General features: G+C 38.4%; 13 protein-coding genes. 3 read left to right on the top strand and 10 right to left on the bottom strand.

The annotated features are described in order from the left end of the window. The first annotated feature begins 44 nt into the window (after nucleotides 1–44). Together nrdB and yfaE are read left to right on the top strand one after the other, a co-directional pair. Complete coding sequence (gene nrdB, locus VUI23_RS11155; protein WP_342804412.1) at nucleotides 45–1175, top strand: class Ia ribonucleoside-diphosphate reductase subunit beta; 1131 nt, start codon at nucleotides 45–47, stop codon at nucleotides 1173–1175. Then, nucleotides 1175–1444, top strand: a complete 270-nt coding sequence (yfaE, locus tag VUI23_RS11160) for a class I ribonucleotide reductase maintenance protein YfaE (protein WP_216046701.1) — start codon at nucleotides 1175–1177, stop codon at nucleotides 1442–1444. Before nrdB ends, yfaE begins: the two co-directional genes overlap by 1 nt. 96 nt (nucleotides 1445–1540) lie before the next feature. On the opposite strand, the gene VUI23_RS11165 is transcribed toward yfaE, so the two are convergent. The 10 genes from VUI23_RS11165 to VUI23_RS11210 all read right to left on the bottom strand — a co-directional run bounded on the left by VUI23_RS11165 (nucleotide 1541) and on the right by VUI23_RS11210 (nucleotide 12581). Beyond that, nucleotides 1541–2485, bottom strand: coding sequence for an AEC family transporter (locus VUI23_RS11165; protein ID WP_216046702.1), 945 nt, complete (start codon nucleotides 2483–2485; stop codon nucleotides 1541–1543). An 801-nt stretch (nucleotides 2486–3286) separates the two neighbouring features. Continuing rightward, on the bottom strand, nucleotides 3287–4165 hold the full coding sequence (locus VUI23_RS11170) for an NAD(P)-dependent oxidoreductase (RefSeq protein ID WP_216046704.1): 879 nt from the start codon (nucleotides 4163–4165) through the stop codon (nucleotides 3287–3289). An 804-nt stretch (nucleotides 4166–4969) separates the two neighbouring features. Beyond that, nucleotides 4970–5968, bottom strand: a complete 999-nt coding sequence (locus tag VUI23_RS11175; RefSeq protein WP_342804413.1) for an alpha/beta hydrolase — start codon at nucleotides 5966–5968, stop codon at nucleotides 4970–4972. A gap of 155 nt (nucleotides 5969–6123) precedes the next feature. Then, nucleotides 6124–6546, bottom strand: a complete 423-nt coding sequence (locus VUI23_RS11180; protein WP_303501540.1) for a GNAT family N-acetyltransferase — start codon at nucleotides 6544–6546, stop codon at nucleotides 6124–6126. A gap of 133 nt (nucleotides 6547–6679) precedes the next feature. Further along, complete coding sequence (locus tag VUI23_RS11185; RefSeq protein ID WP_342804414.1) at nucleotides 6680–7519, bottom strand: methyltransferase domain-containing protein; 840 nt, start codon at nucleotides 7517–7519, stop codon at nucleotides 6680–6682. Nucleotides 7520–7585: 66 nt separating this feature from the next. Further along, entirely contained in the window at nucleotides 7586–8860 is a 1275-nt protein-coding gene (locus tag VUI23_RS11190) for a TIM barrel protein (protein ID WP_342804415.1), read from the bottom strand. 174 nt (nucleotides 8861–9034) lie between these two features. Further along, the gene (locus tag VUI23_RS11195; protein WP_216046708.1) at nucleotides 9035–9547 is read right to left on the bottom strand and encodes a YgjV family protein; all 513 of its coding nucleotides are present in this window, start codon (nucleotides 9545–9547) and stop codon (nucleotides 9035–9037) included. A 107-nt stretch (nucleotides 9548–9654) separates the two neighbouring features. Then, nucleotides 9655–11028 (bottom strand): serine hydrolase domain-containing protein, encoded by a 1374-nt coding sequence (locus tag VUI23_RS11200; protein WP_342804416.1) that lies wholly within the window; start codon nucleotides 11026–11028, stop codon nucleotides 9655–9657. Between the two features lie 186 nt (nucleotides 11029–11214). Beyond that, nucleotides 11215–11874, bottom strand: coding sequence for a hypothetical protein (locus tag VUI23_RS11205; protein WP_342804417.1), 660 nt, complete (start codon nucleotides 11872–11874; stop codon nucleotides 11215–11217). Between the two features lie 77 nt (nucleotides 11875–11951). Further along, complete coding sequence (locus tag VUI23_RS11210; protein WP_303501548.1) at nucleotides 11952–12581, bottom strand: hypothetical protein; 630 nt, start codon at nucleotides 12579–12581, stop codon at nucleotides 11952–11954. 948 nt (nucleotides 12582–13529) lie between these two features. On the opposite strand from VUI23_RS11210, the gene VUI23_RS11215 reads away from it, so the two are divergent. Then, entirely contained in the window at nucleotides 13530–15332 is a 1803-nt protein-coding gene (locus tag VUI23_RS11215) for a glycoside hydrolase 43 family protein (protein ID WP_342804418.1), read from the top strand. Nucleotides 15333–15343: the final 11 nt, after the last annotated feature.

Genomic DNA, 15343 nt, shown 5'->3' on the forward strand with positions numbered 1-15343 from the left:
TTGCGCGCCACCCAGTGTTAAACCTCACAGAGTACTGACGGTAAATGAAATACACCACTTTTAATCAAAAACCAACGAATCCTTTATTGGAACCTATGTTTTTCGGCAATCCAGTGAATGTTGCTCGATACGACCAGCAAAAACACAGTATTTTTGAAAAATTAATTGAAAAACAAATTAGTTTTTTCTGGCGTCCAGAAGAAGTTGACGTCAGTAAAGACCGGGTTGATTTCCAGTCTTTAAGTGACTCTGAAAAACATATCTTTATTTCCAATTTAAAATATCAAACTTTGTTAGATTCGGTTCAAGGAAGAAGCCCAAATATTGCATTTCTTCCAATTATTTCGTTACCTGAATTAGAAACGTGGACAGAAACATGGTCATTTTTCGAAACCATACATTCACGTTCTTACACACACATTTTGCGTAACCTGTTTACCGATCCTAGCGCGATCTTTGATGATATTGTTGTCAATGAGCAAATCAAGCAAAGAGCAGGTGATATATCAAAATACTATGATGATTTGATTTTCTATACTCAACTTTGGCAAACCCAGGGTGAAGGTGTACACACAATTGATGGAGTTGCTTACACCATCACTATGCGTGAATTAAAGAAAAAACTGTATTTGTGTATGAACTCTGTCAATGCCCTAGAAGCCATACGTTTCTATGTTTCCTTTGCTTGTACATTTGCATTTGCCGAGCGCGAATTAATGGAAGGTAATTCGAAAATTATTCGTCTTATTGCACGAGATGAAAATCTACATTTAACCTCGACGCAGCATATTCTTAATCTTTGGCAAAAAGGCAAAGATGATCCTGAAATGGCAGAAATAGCGGAAGAGTTAAAAGACCAAGCTAAAGAAATATTTATGCAAGCTGTTGAACAAGAAAAACAATGGGCTGGATATTTATTTGCACAAGGCTCAATGATTGGCTTGAATGAAGAAATATTGTGTCAATATGTTGAATATATTGCCAATCATCGCATGTCGGCTATTGGCATGGGTCAACCTTTTGATATCACCAGCAATCCGTTACCTTGGATGAATAATTATCTCAACTCTGACAACGTACAAGTTGCCCCACAAGAATCAGAAATAAGCTCTTACTTGGTCGGTCAAATTGACGCTGAAGTAAATGCCAGTGACTTTGACGACTTCGATCTTTAATGTCCGAGAAGAAACAATACGTGATCACCATTGACGGTGATCACCCCCCTATCCTCACAGACCAATCAGACACTATTTTAGAAAGCTTGGAAAAGCGCAATATCGAAGTTCACTATCATTGTCGAGAGGGATTTTGCGGTGCTTGCAGAAGTAAACTAATAGATGGTGACATTGACTACACGACAGATCCTTTAGCCTACATTGATGATGACGAATTTCTACCCTGTTGTTCGGTAGCATTGGGAGACATAAAAATTAAACTTGTATAGTTTATCAGTTGTTAGACCCATTAAATCATCCTTCAATCTCTAGTCTCATGTTAATTTCAATTAGCCGCTGAGCATCTAAAATCCAGCAGTTAACGCCTAAATTAATTCAAATACTTTCAATAAAAATATACCTAAAGTAGTGGTTAACATTGAGCCTATGCTGGTCACCGCAATGATGGCGGCAGCCAAGTAATGATTACCGTGCATAGCTTGTACCATTGGATAACTGGCCGCTGCTGTGGGGGACGCACACATAAGGTACAAGACACCAAGCTCCTCACCTCTAAACCCAATAAGAACGCCACCTAGTGTTATCACCAAAGGAAGCACTATTAACTTCATAGCGGATGACCAATAAAGTACCGAGGAAGAATGGAATTCCTTGATTCGAATAGACGCTCCGGCACATAACAAAGCCAATGGCAGCGTCATACCAGCGAAGTATTCACCTGTATGCAGCGCTATTTCAGGCACAGGCACATTCAACAGTGAAACAGCCACACCTAAAACAATAGAGATAATTAACGGGTTTTTACCAATATTGAGGAAAATAGAAGCGAACCCATTTGAGCCATTTTGATGCATGTGTCGCGACAACGTCACCACTGACAAGACGTTGAACAATATGGTTATTACCGCCAAATAGATTGACGCAATAGCTAGCGTGTCTTCGCCATATGCGCTGACCACAAAAGCTAAACTAATAATCCCCATGTTACTTCTAAACGCACCTTGCACAAATACGCCTTTATCCGCTCGTTCAGAAATAAATCGTGTGGCGAAAACGTCCAGAAACAGAAACAAAACTAGGGTCGCAATAAAGCCGTAAATCACCAATGCAGTGGGTAAACCTTGCGTAAAATCAGTCATTGATAGTTTTGTGAAAAGCAAACACGGTAAGGTGACTTTAAATACTAAAGCGGACCCCATTTTGGCAAAATCATCATTCAACCAACCAATGCGTTTGAATAAAAAGCCCAAGCCAATGATAAAGAATATAGGTGTGGTTATCTGCAACGAAAAATTTAAGTCAGAAAGCAATTTGAGTCCTAATTAATGAATATGTAGGTAAAACGGGAATATTAAAAACAAAGTAGGACTATATTCTATTTGATTTGCGCCCTGTGTACTTGTCCATTTGAATCTATTTCAATAACACATTGGTAAATTTCAAAATTAAACACACTGCTTAATACTATTAAATCTCCGCTTGTAGTTTTCTGCATTGTAAAGCTCGAAAGATTAACTGTTTTGAGCTGCCTCAAGACACTAGTTTTGCTCACTCCTTGGCTAAAATTAGCACACAGAAAAACCACCTCTTTACGGGCTTCATTCCAATAAAAAGCGAAGAGCAAGAGTCCTAAAATTGACAGTAAAAACAGTCCTATTATCGCTCGTTTTTGCAGACTAGACCAGATAACCATGTACCTTCAAATTTACCATTGTTATGCAAGTTTACGGCTAAATCTAAAAGGCAGCAATAGAGGTAATTGTAAGCATTTGCGGCTTATAGCTCTGCAGCAAAGCTCAACACTTCTGGATCGTTTTTAGGTAAACAAACAACATGAGGTTGAAATTTATATGAAAAATAGCAAAGACATTTGCTAATAATTATACCAACACTCACTTCAATTGGATTCTTTGTTCGCCACATACAAAAAATCCGATAATTAAACTGATGAAAAGTGAGAGCTGACAAGCAAACTACAAACACATATTCAACGATTTAGTTATCGGATTCAAACCATACTAGCTCAGCCTGATTACACAGTGACCGCAGCTAATATGAGGGTACTTATTTAATGGAACCAAGCGTTATGCTTGGCTCCAATTAAATCTTTATTACTTTTCCAACTTAAGGAAGTAATCGAAGATTTCTGGAACGTTACCGTTACCCATGCCTTCATCGAATGCAGCTTGAAGGTTATGAGAAGTACCTTCAGCAATTTCAGCACGTGTACCAAGATCTTCAACCATCTTAAGGAAATAACCTAGATCTTTATTTGCATTAGCAATAGAAAAACCTAAATCACTTACACCATCAACAGCGTAATTCTTACAGAATTGCATAAATGGTGAATTTGATGGACCAGTAGACATGATGTCGAACAATTGTTGACGGTCAACACCTGCACGATCAGCTACAGCAAAAGCTTGTGACATAGTACAAACCGTTGTCATACCCATGAAGTTGTTAATTAGTTTAGTAGTATGACCGGCACCTAGTGCACCAAGATAAAAGACATTTTCGCCTTGTTGGTCAAGCACTGGTTTAACTTTGTCAAACGTAGCTTTATCTCCAGAAGCCATGATATTTAGAAGACCGTCTTTAGCGTGAGCTGGAGTACGACCTAAAGGAGCATCAACCATGCCCGCACCTTTCTTGGCAAGATCAGCACCAATCTTACGAGTAGAAGCCGGAATCGATGTTCCGAAATCAATCAATACAGCACCTTCTTTAATGCCTGCAAGGATACCGTCTTCGCCGTAAACAACTTTCTCGACAATTTCAGAGGTAGTAAGGGCAAGCATGATGATATCACTTGCTGCAGCTAATTCAGCTGCAGAAGTTGCGGCTTTTCCGCCTCGTGCAACAACTGCTGCAACAGCATCTTTATTCAGATCCATTACAATTGGCTCGTAGCCTTTTTTCTGCAAATTTTCTACCATATTGCCGCCCATCAGACCGAGGCCGATGAAACCGATTACTGGTTTTGTCATTTCTAACTCCTGGAGTTTTGGTATGTAAAGTTGAGTATAAAAGAATATACACCTGTTAAAATTTAAGCAAATGTAGAACAGCTATCAATATTGCTGTTCTTGAATGACTCAATCGGTGATTAAAAAATGGAATTTACTCAAATAGATGTTTGCTTATCTAACAATTACGAATAAATAAATACGTAAATTAAAGGTTAGCCTTTTGCAAAAATATCCTGACTAATTATAGCCAATTTTGAAACTCTACCATTCACACCAATTAGCAAATTTAAAAATCACATATGCAATGTCATTACCAAATGATCAAACCATTGTAGGAGATCTAAAACCATATGTCATTACCAAATTTAAAATAATAATAACAAATTGGTAATAATATACGGTTACCGACTGACTTTTAGACACAACAGCATAATTTTAATTATGTAAACTGATTAACTCATTCTGCCGCAAACCTACAGTTAAACGTCTAACCTGTTTTCTTGCGTTCTATAAAGCGTAGACTAAATAATCACAAAGATTATTTTTCTTAAACTTTCTAGTATTAACAATGAAATCGAATTGCTGATAAGTCATCGCGTAAGCGCATGCCCATTGTGGCGTAATTGGTCTACCTTCGGCACAAAAATTAATAGTGTTATCTAATTTACAGACGTTTCGGGAAAGTTGAACATCAGCCGCAGCAAAGCCAAGATATAAGCCGCGATGTAGCCAATGTTCATTCTTTTTTGGCTGCAGATACGTTACAAGGCGCTCGTCACTAGTCCCTTATGCGGATTAGGGTTAATCAAAATTAATTCTCTATTATTGCTCAAGCGCTTTGTGAAACGCCTCAATAAAGGCTGGGTAATCTTCAAAATGTGGCATGTGCCCTAACCCTTCTAACTCAAACAAAACCGAATCCTTGATTAAGCTGTGAGCCTGTTTACCAAGTTTAGTATATTCACCTAATTTTCTAGTGACTCCAGATTTTAGCCAACCTCGACCAGGCCCCGTCTTATCGCGTGTGCCGATAATCAAAAAGGTCTTATTTTGGATTTGAGGAAACTTAGCGACAATATTTTCAGAAAATATGGGCCCATAGGTCAATGCATTGTTCCAAGCAACAATTTGCCAATCGTCACCGGCTAACATTCCTGCTAAGGGAAAAAGTAACTTTTCATATTCAGTTGACCATTTGCCGTCATAGTAATTATTTTTTTGATAATTTATTGCCCCAGCCAAGGTCGTTTTGAGCTCTCTTGCATAAAAGAAATTTATATCTTTAAATTCTACGTATTCACTGTAATTTTCAAGTCCAATAGGATTAATTAGGATGAGTTTGTTCACTGAATCAGTGTAATTTACAGCAAAGGTCACTGCTAACATTCCGCCCATAGAATGACCGACAATGTCATACTTTCCAATCTTCAAACTATCCAACAACGACTTAGTATTTAAACCCAGTTGAGCAAAACTATACTGATAATAATTGGGTTTAGATGACTTACCAAAACCAATCTGATCGGGAATAATTACTCGGTAATCCTGCTTCACCAGATCGTTCGCCACTTTCTCCCAGTAGTAACCGGAGAAGTTTTTACCATGTAACAGCACTATGACCTTTTCTGCGTCTTTGTTGCCCACATCCATATAGCGCATTTTCAGTTCTTGATTTTGCGAATTGAAAATAAAAGTATGTACGTCAAATGGATATTCAAACCCATCTAACTCTTTATTAAATTTGACGGTACTGTCAGCGAAAACTGGCAACGCAAAGCTTAAACAAGCAATTACGACTAACCCTCCAAAATATCTTTTCATGTCCTTCAATCCCTAATAATAATTTGATCTATTACGCATGATTTACTGCAAACTATCTCTATCACCCTAGGTGTTAGCTTCTGCGTACGTATTAAATTTGCAAAGCCTAGCATAAGTTGTAAAAACGTTACTCAACCGATGGCTTAGCTCCTACTCTAATCATAGATATTAGGCTGCCAAATTTGCATAATTATGTCGGGGTTTTCTAGGCTTTGAAACCCAAATTGAGAATACAGACCATGAGCATCACTTGTTGCTAACATAAAACGACGTAAACATTGCAAGTCTGGATGTGACACTACAGCTTGCATAAGTAATTTGCTGATCCCCAAACCGCGATATAATTCTGCTACGAACACATCTCCAAGATACGCAAATGTTGCTTTATCGGTAATAACACGAGCAAACCCCACCTGCTCGCCCAACTGGTTATATGCGCCAAATACTAACGAATTCGTAATCGACTTTTTAAAGGTTTCAAGGGGAATATTTTTAGCCCACGAAGTTTTAGACATAAAAGAGTGAACCACCTCTATATCTAAATCGTTGGGATTCGATGAAATTTTAAATTCATTCAATTTAATTATCCTACAACAGTTATGGCTTCACCTGAAAACCCAAATCGTTGACCTGATTATGTTTCTACAGATATATAATCACCAATTTTAAACGATTGATCACTTCTTACTTGCAGCTTTTTTGTTATAAACCTCAAACCTTTTTAGCAATAATTTCAACGGGAGCAACGAGCCCATTATTAATATTTTCAATCATATTTTTCATTTTAAGTGCCGTGTTGTCCTGCATCAAAATATGTAGTCCTAACGGTGAAGTATCGCTACTAGACTGTGTTTTTGCTCGTAGCTGCCTAAAAAAGTCAATGGCAAAATCGCCCCGATTATTTACACTTGAAACCGCAAAGCCAGCATCACTTAAGGCCTTTTTGTATTGGCTTGGAGTGGATAATTTACTGTTACTACTTTCAGTCGCCCACGGGACTGGATAGATCAGTTCACCATCGTTTTGACGCATAACATCATACACCCCAAAAGCTGAGCCAGGTTTCAACACACGATATATTTCACAGAATAACGATGTTTTATTCTCTATATTCATTCCAACATGCAGCATATAACCGCCATCAAACATATTATCTTGAAACGGCATTGATAAAGCACTTCCGTGATAAAGCCTAATATATTCGTCAAGATTCAACCAGCCACTCAAGGCATTTCCTGTTTCGACATATTCCGATGTTAAATCTATACCGGTAACGCGGCTTTCGTGTTTAGAAGCTAGGTGTCGTGCAGCGCCCCCTAAACCACAACCAACATCTAACAAGTGACTTCGCTTAGAAAACTTAAGTTGGTCAATGAGATTATCTGTTGCTAAACGTCCACCGATATGGAACTCATCGACTGGAGCTAGATCGTCTAAGGTTAGATTTTCGGAGGTTTTACCCAGGGCACAAAGCGCTGCTTCGATGGCACTTAGCAAATCGCCATGTAAATAATGTTCTGAGACTCGTTCATCATGGGACACAACACTCATCCTGTCGATTCTTCAATAAAATCAAGCAGCACTAACACTACAATAGTAAGCACAATGGAATGCAGTTTACTTTAATACACTATGGTACAAATATTCCCAAGCCAACTGCACACTGTGCATAGGCGGGTAGGAATAATCTTCCACTTCGGCAACCATGTATTTTGGCGGGTTAAAGTCAGCATGATGAAATAACGCCATCCAATCAATCTCGCCACTTGCCCCCAATTCCTTATAATCTTTGATGTGCCAACTTAAAAATCGATCTGAATATTTTTTAAAATAATCGATGGGTTCAACACCAGCTACTTGCATCCAATAGATGTCAGCTTGAAAATAAACATATTCGGGATCGGTATGTTCCAAAAAGTAATCATAAATGCGAGTGCCTTCAACAGTTTTAAATTCATCAGCGTGATTGTGGAAAGCGAAAGTGATCCCCTTTTCACGGCATAATTTCCCTATCGCATTGTAATAATCGCTATAGCGTTTTAGTTCACCTTTGTTTTTTATGGATGAAAGTTGATTGTTGGACGTTGTTAAATACTTTACTCCTGCTGCCACGTGATCATCTATGGTTTTTGACCACCATTCCAACGCGTCTTCCCAATCATCAGCAGCAGGGAGATCATGAAACGTCATCGAACCCCAAAACTGCATGCCGTTGCCTTCGACTAAATCCCGAAACTCTGTTGCTGGCATGCCATAAAAAGTACCATTTTCATAAACAAATGTTTCCACATAGCTATAACCCATTCTAGCCAACTCACGCAGTGTTTTTTCGGGATCTTTCAACATTTGCTGATGGACAGAAACCAATTGAATACCAATATTTTTATCCTTTGGATTTGATTTAATATAGCGGGTTTTCCAAAGACTTTTACCGGATTCATCATAACCTTCTAGTAACACATTGGTTGGACTTTGAAAGTCAAATTCGACTCGCAAATAAAAGTTACCCAACATATCCATATCTTGCATTTCCCATTTGGTTTCAGATGTAAAACGCCCCATTCCTTTGAAAATAACGCCATGCTGATTTTGTCCTAACGCAATAATTTTCTTGCTCTTAGCATCATAACCAATCAGCTCAGTCAGTATGGGAAGATATTTCCCATCTTGATATTGCAGCACTTCTACTTGCATCGACAGCTTATTCATAGTCGAAGTATTGTGCATTCTAATGGCTGGAAATGTGGCGATACTTTCTGTACCGGCATGCTCGCTACTTACCCAATGCCCAACATATTGATGTAAGCGGTCAACTTGAGAGTCGATGGAATTTTGTGCCAAGCTGTTTTGAGTGAAAACAAAAATCAACGTTAACGCAGTTAAAATTCTCATACTTGTAACCTGTTGTTTGTTTATTTGAGAACCGAAAGGTTGTCAACTATCAAGGCAAAAGTTAATTATTAACTTTAGCTGCTATATTCTGATTTTTAGCAATCCACTTTAAGTCGCCATGATCGTCATTAATGCACTCAATACATCTCACAAGGCCTGAATACTGGTGATTGATTATACTGTGGGTTTACTTAATTTACGGGCAATGTAATAGCGATAAAACCCCACTGCACTGCTGCCAACAAAAACGATTTCAACTAATATACCTACAGGAGACCATAAAATAATATTATGTATTAGCCATAATGATCCTCCCAATATCATCATAATCCGCAAAAACTTATCGTTATGACTAAATGAGCCTGTGGTAACAAAAACCGTCGCAGCAAATCCTAAAATACTCAAAAAACCAATATACGTATAAACGGTAATAAATAAACTAACGACAAGTGACACGGCTGCCATCCATTGAAATTTCCATTTGATCGAAAGTAAAAACCGAAAACTAGAAAACAGGAAAATATAACCTGCAGTCGGTTGATCAAGTAACAGATAATGAAAACCATTAAACAAACAGCTAACGGATAAAAGCGCTAAAAGACGATTTTTATCCTTAAGTTGCATAGCAAAGCACTCTATCGTAAGAGTGAATGTAACTAGCACTTGAGAAAGTAAAAAATCTGGCATGTATTTCCTAAACAATGATCATTGATATACGCTGCTACAGCTAAAGACCACATATCCGCCATACTCGGCTGCTGCATCGATGTTCAAGCAATGACTTAATCATTTTCTTAAATTGACAATTTAATCAAGCTTTCTTGTTCCCCTTGGTACAGGTAAACCGGAACAAGTTCGGCGTTTCCTTCCACAGTTCTTAACTGAAAGTAATTTTCTGTGCACTCATAGGAATATGAATCATTTTCTCGTGGGATAAGCTTTCGTTTATTCTCGCCTTGATATTGGGAATAAAGTGTCCCCTGTTCGAATGAAATCGTTAAAATTTTCGAATCTGGAGCCCGATAATTGCCGACCAAAGATGTCGCTAAATCATCGACTTCTTGTTCCCCACCAATTGGCTTAGGTGAAAGCTTTAATTGAAGCCCTATCATGTCTAACAACGCTGGACCTGGATGCTTGCTATCTATATTAGTAAAAGCAGTAGCGGTTAAATCTTCACTTGGAAAATAGACATGCCAAGCAAAAAATCCCGGAACCATACCTTGATGACTAACACTCTGTAATCCACTTATCGAGAATACATCTAGTCCATAACCGTAATTCACAGGCTGATTATTATCCAATCGCGCGTTACTGGTCATTAATTGATAACTTTGTTCGGAAATAACCAGTCCCGATTTTAATCCGTTTTGCCAAAGACTCATGTCTTTGAGTGTCGAGGCAATAGCACCAGCAGAATAAATCCAACTGCGATCTACTTTCCATGCTCTGTCTGTCACTTCTTCTGGAATAAGATAGTGTTCGGGTTGGTTACGGCTACTGGTGTAACCTTTCACTTTTCCGGCAGATGTTCCACTAGTAATAACAAAAGTATCGTCCATTTTTAATGGTTTAAAGAAGGTTTTAAGCATGAACTGGTCATAAGGCATGCCGGAGGTGACTTCAATCACTTTGCCCAATAAAACATAGCCTAAATTGGAATAGCGATATTTCAGACCGGACTTTTCGCTAAGGGGTTGCTTACTAATGCTTTGAATAACCTGCTCAATAGCAGCGTAATGGTCATAAAGCATAGTTACCGAAGGGTCAGCTAAATAATCAGGTAAGCCAGAAGTATGACTTAAAACACGATCAATAGTTAAATCCTTATATTCTGGATTAATATCTTCAATAAACTGGCCTAATGTATCTTGTAGAGATAGTTTTTTCTGTTCTGATAATTTTAAAATCGCGGCAGCAGTAAATGTTTTAGTCACCGAGCCTATCTGAAATATATCGTCTATTTGCAGCGCTTCCATTGTTTCGATATTTGCGATCCCCGCCGCGCCACTGTAAATATGTTTACCAGACTGCTCTAACCTAACAGCCATTCCTGGTGTGTCAGCATGGGTATGACATTGTAAAACCGCATCAAAATCACTTTGTTTTGCTGCCGCATTAATTGCGCACATGCCGATATAAAAACTAACTAATAACTTTTTGTACACCTAAAAGGCTCCCTATTATTTAACCCCCCCCCCCCCATAATTAACACGTTTTGATAACCCAATTCCCATTCCTAAGGTGATAAGAACAGCTAAGTGATCTTGTGAGGTGCATGCAACAGAATTTTGCTTTACTGCGACCACTCGTCTTTGCTGGATTCAAAAACCGTCGATTAAATCACGCCTGACTCAACCTTTTGTCAACTGATTGGCATAGGTGTCGCCCCAATTTTTTCTGTGCTCACCTACATTTTCGCTGGTTACATCCCTTAATTGTTGTAACAAGGATGTGGACTTGCCAGAATCTAAACCTACATATCGGAATAAAGCATAAGCTATCATGCCGGTGCGATGAATTCCTGCAGAACAATGGATATATATTTGAGCGCCATTTTGTAGCGCCTTTACACAAAGGTTAAAAATATCATCTATTTCTTCAAATCTACTCGGCTCAGGCGGCTCCGCCGACTCTAGTGACAACCACAACCAGCTTAAACCGTTTTTTACAGTTGCACGCCCTATATCTTTAGCACCCTCTTTTTCAGAAAGTAAGGTGAATATGTGAGTAGCCCCACAAGCCTTCATATTCTCAAGCATCTTCACTTTTGGACGATGCCCAATAGCAATACAACCATTCAACAGTGCGACCCAATTTAAATTTAAATCAGGGTTCTGCTTCGGCATAGACTTTAATTTTCCAACCAAAGGACCAAGTTTAACTCTGGACTCTGGATTCGTATTCATAAACGCTTTAGCTTCGTCGATCAACGCCTGATTCGCAGGTGAATCATGACTCCCAGCGCTCAATTGGCTTTCAAATTTTTTTAATAGTTCGTTAAGTTGCAACATATTTTTCTTAATTTTGGTTAAACATTTAAGCCGCAAATCCCCACCATGAATCAGCCCAACCTTTAAGTTCGTTAGGTTTACATTAGATCCCGCTTAAAATCATCATACAGTTTTTGCACAATAGGTTCTGAAGCTGCATTAAAAAACTTCATCATTGATTCTTTCGATGAAAATAACGTTTTTAACTTTATTGAATATCCAGGTGCAACGGGAGAAATCGGAATAGCATTATACGACCAGATAATGTTACCCGCGCTATCAAATAACTGTGCAGCGATATTGAAACGAGAATTAAACTCGTCAGAAAAACCATGAACCATTCCTAACACCACCACATTGAGTGTAATAACCAACTTATTTTGCGAGTTACTATCAAATCGAATCTTCAAGTTATCTGCGTTTACTTTTTCAATAAATTGGTTCTGCACAATCTCATTAAGACTTATTTGGTGCTCATCCATAAATTGTAACGCAAGCTCTCTTACTCCGAGACCATCACTAGCAATTCCAAAATGATGATAACTGACACCAGTCCATTGAACCTCAACGGTGCTTATCGCGGATAGCATCGAATTGTCATTTGGACTAGCTTCGAGTTTTACAGTCTGTAATTGCTCGAAATTTTCTTTTTTTAGTTTTACATTCGGGACAGATGAACAACCACTCACAAAGATAATAAAAAACAGTCCTAAACAGTATAACTTCATCACTACTCTCCTTGGTAATTAACATTTAATTTAGCTGAGCAGTCTTTCATTACAGGCCACGACCATTACAGTCACGACTTAAAGGTCTATTTTCATATACACCTTTATGTGGTTGTAGATTAAATCTGCTGATGGGGTTTTCATACCAGCTTTTAACCCATAATAGCTGATAAAAAAACGGATAATTATTGGCTAAAATAAGTCACAAAGATACAGATACTTTATTTTTTTTGGGTGTTTTAAATGAGCTCATTTAACTTTCCAATAAAAAAGCGAATGCCGTGATTTACAGTCGCAATATTGGGGGGGATATAGATAAATTGCCACCTATATTTGTCGAAAAACAGGCTGCAGATTGATTGAATTTCGTTACATGCAAAGGAGTAAAATAACCAAAGGCTTCACTAAAAATCAAAACCCAATATAAGAGGAAGACCGTAAACTAAAAACCAGGTATGACCGTTAAATGATAAAGACGCTTAGAACGGCATACTAACTTTTAAATGGATACTATATTTAACTTTTAGCGTTGTTTGTATTGCGTAGGACAATAACCTCTCGGCACATCTAAACCAAACAAAACTTTATCAGGTGGCTTTTCTCTACAGAAGCTCACTCAGTATAAATCCACACAATAAAACCTGAGAGCTGTAGGAATTTCATCCAAAAATCTAAGCATTGCGTAAATGAGCATAATACTCTTTAACAATTCTAGTTTTAACTTAAAACTGGGCCGAATGTTCACACAATACCAATAAGCTTTAGAAAAAGGCGATTTTGTTTGAGCATTTCACAAGTAAACAAATATTCCTTAAAACTAAAATTCCAAATAACCAAATATGATTATAATTGATTATTATTTGTCAAATGTAATCAAATTATGTCAAAATGTAAATATTGTTAACTCAGAATGCACTCGCATAAATACTAACTGCTAATGGTAGCCATATGAAAAAATTTGGAAATATTAGATATAAACACATTGGACTTTCGTCAATTTTGCTTACCGCAGTCACCGGTTGCCAGCTCGAAGCGTCCAACAAGGTTGTTGCTGAAGAAATTATTCAAACTACAGCTAAAACCGGTAGTTTTGGTGATCAAGGGGACGGTACATACATTAACCCGATATTAAACGCAGATTACCCAGATTCAGATATAGAACAAGTAGGTGATACGTATTATATGATCACTTCGAAACAACATATGTCTCCAGGTATGCCAATTTTAAAATCAAAAGATATGGTTAATTGGGAAAATGTTGGTCACGCCTTTCCCAGTTTATCTTGGGCGCCAGAATACAATTGGGACAGAATGAACGGTTATTCGTTTGGAGTATGGGCTGGAGATATAGCCTACCATGAAGGAAAATGGTATGTGTATCAAATCGATTATCAACATGGGCTTATGGTGACGACTGCGGATAACATAGAAGGTCCGTGGAGCGAACCCATCATGATGTTACCCAAAGCTGATGTTTTGGATGACCCAGCGGTTTTCTGGGACGAAGATACTCGAGAAGCATACATAATTGTTAATTCTGGTACTAAACAAAAAGGCGCGAACAACAAAATAGAGGGTAATGAAAATCGAATTTACCGCATGAGTTGGGATGGAACTAAAATTCTTGATGAAGGAAAACTCGTTTATACAGGTTTAGGTGCAGAAGCCGCCAAAATTTATAAAAAAGATGGCTACTGGTATATCTTTATGGCGCAATGGACTATGGGCGATACTTCAACCAAGCCGGGTGTTAAGAATCCTAAAAACGACAGAAAACAGCTAGTTCTTCGCTCAAAAGAGAGTATTTATGGACCTTATGAAGTGCGGACAGTACTTGAAAAAGGCTCTGAATTTGGTGATCGCAGCGCCAGTCAAGGCGGTCTAATGCAAGCGCCCGATGGTAGCTGGTGGTATATGCATCAGTTGATTCAAAACGATGATATTCCGTTTCAAGGCCGCCCTCAATGCTTAGAACCGGTTACGTGGGTTGATGATTGGCCTATTATAGGCATCGATGAAGACAATGATGGAATAGGTGAGCCGGTAAAACGTTTTGAAAAACCAATCAAAGGCTATCCAATTTCTTCTCCAAAATCTGATGACGACTTTTTAAGTGCTAAATTAGGTCCGCAATGGGAATGGAATCACAATCCAAGAGCTAGCCATTGGTCACTGACAGAGCGCCCAGGTTGGCTGCGACTCAAAGCAAGCAAGGTGCTACCTCAAGGCTCACAATATGGTCCCAAAATTAACGAATGGACAAATAATGACGGTTCTGATGGTGACTTTTGGCGTGCGAACAACACCCTAAGTCAGCGTATTATGGGGATTACAACAGGTACTGCTGTAGCTAAATTTGATATCAGTGGTATCGCTTCTGGGCAATTGGCTGGATTTGTAAGATACGGTGGAACGTTCAATTTATTGGGTGTTGAAGGTCAAGAAAATGGTGAAACGCGTTTGTTTTATATGGATGGTATGAGCAACAAAACGCAAGGACCTGTAATAACCAGCGACACGTTATACGTTCGTACTTCTAATACTCGAAATCAAGCCACTTACGAATACAGTACAGATGGTAAAAGTTTCAGAGCATTTGGCCCAACATTTACGATTAGTTTTGGTAAATGGACTGGCGACAGACTTGGCTTCTTTTCTTGGAATGAGAACGAGGATGCTGGTCATATCGACGTCGATTGGTTTAAGTACGATTACGACGGACCAAAAGGCAAACTACAAACTGTATTTTAAGTTGATGGTTT

Origin of the sequence: Alteromonas sp. M12 (assembly GCF_037478005.1) — a bacterium.
Lineage (GTDB): Bacteria > Pseudomonadota > Gammaproteobacteria > Enterobacterales > Alteromonadaceae > Aliiglaciecola > Aliiglaciecola lipolytica_A.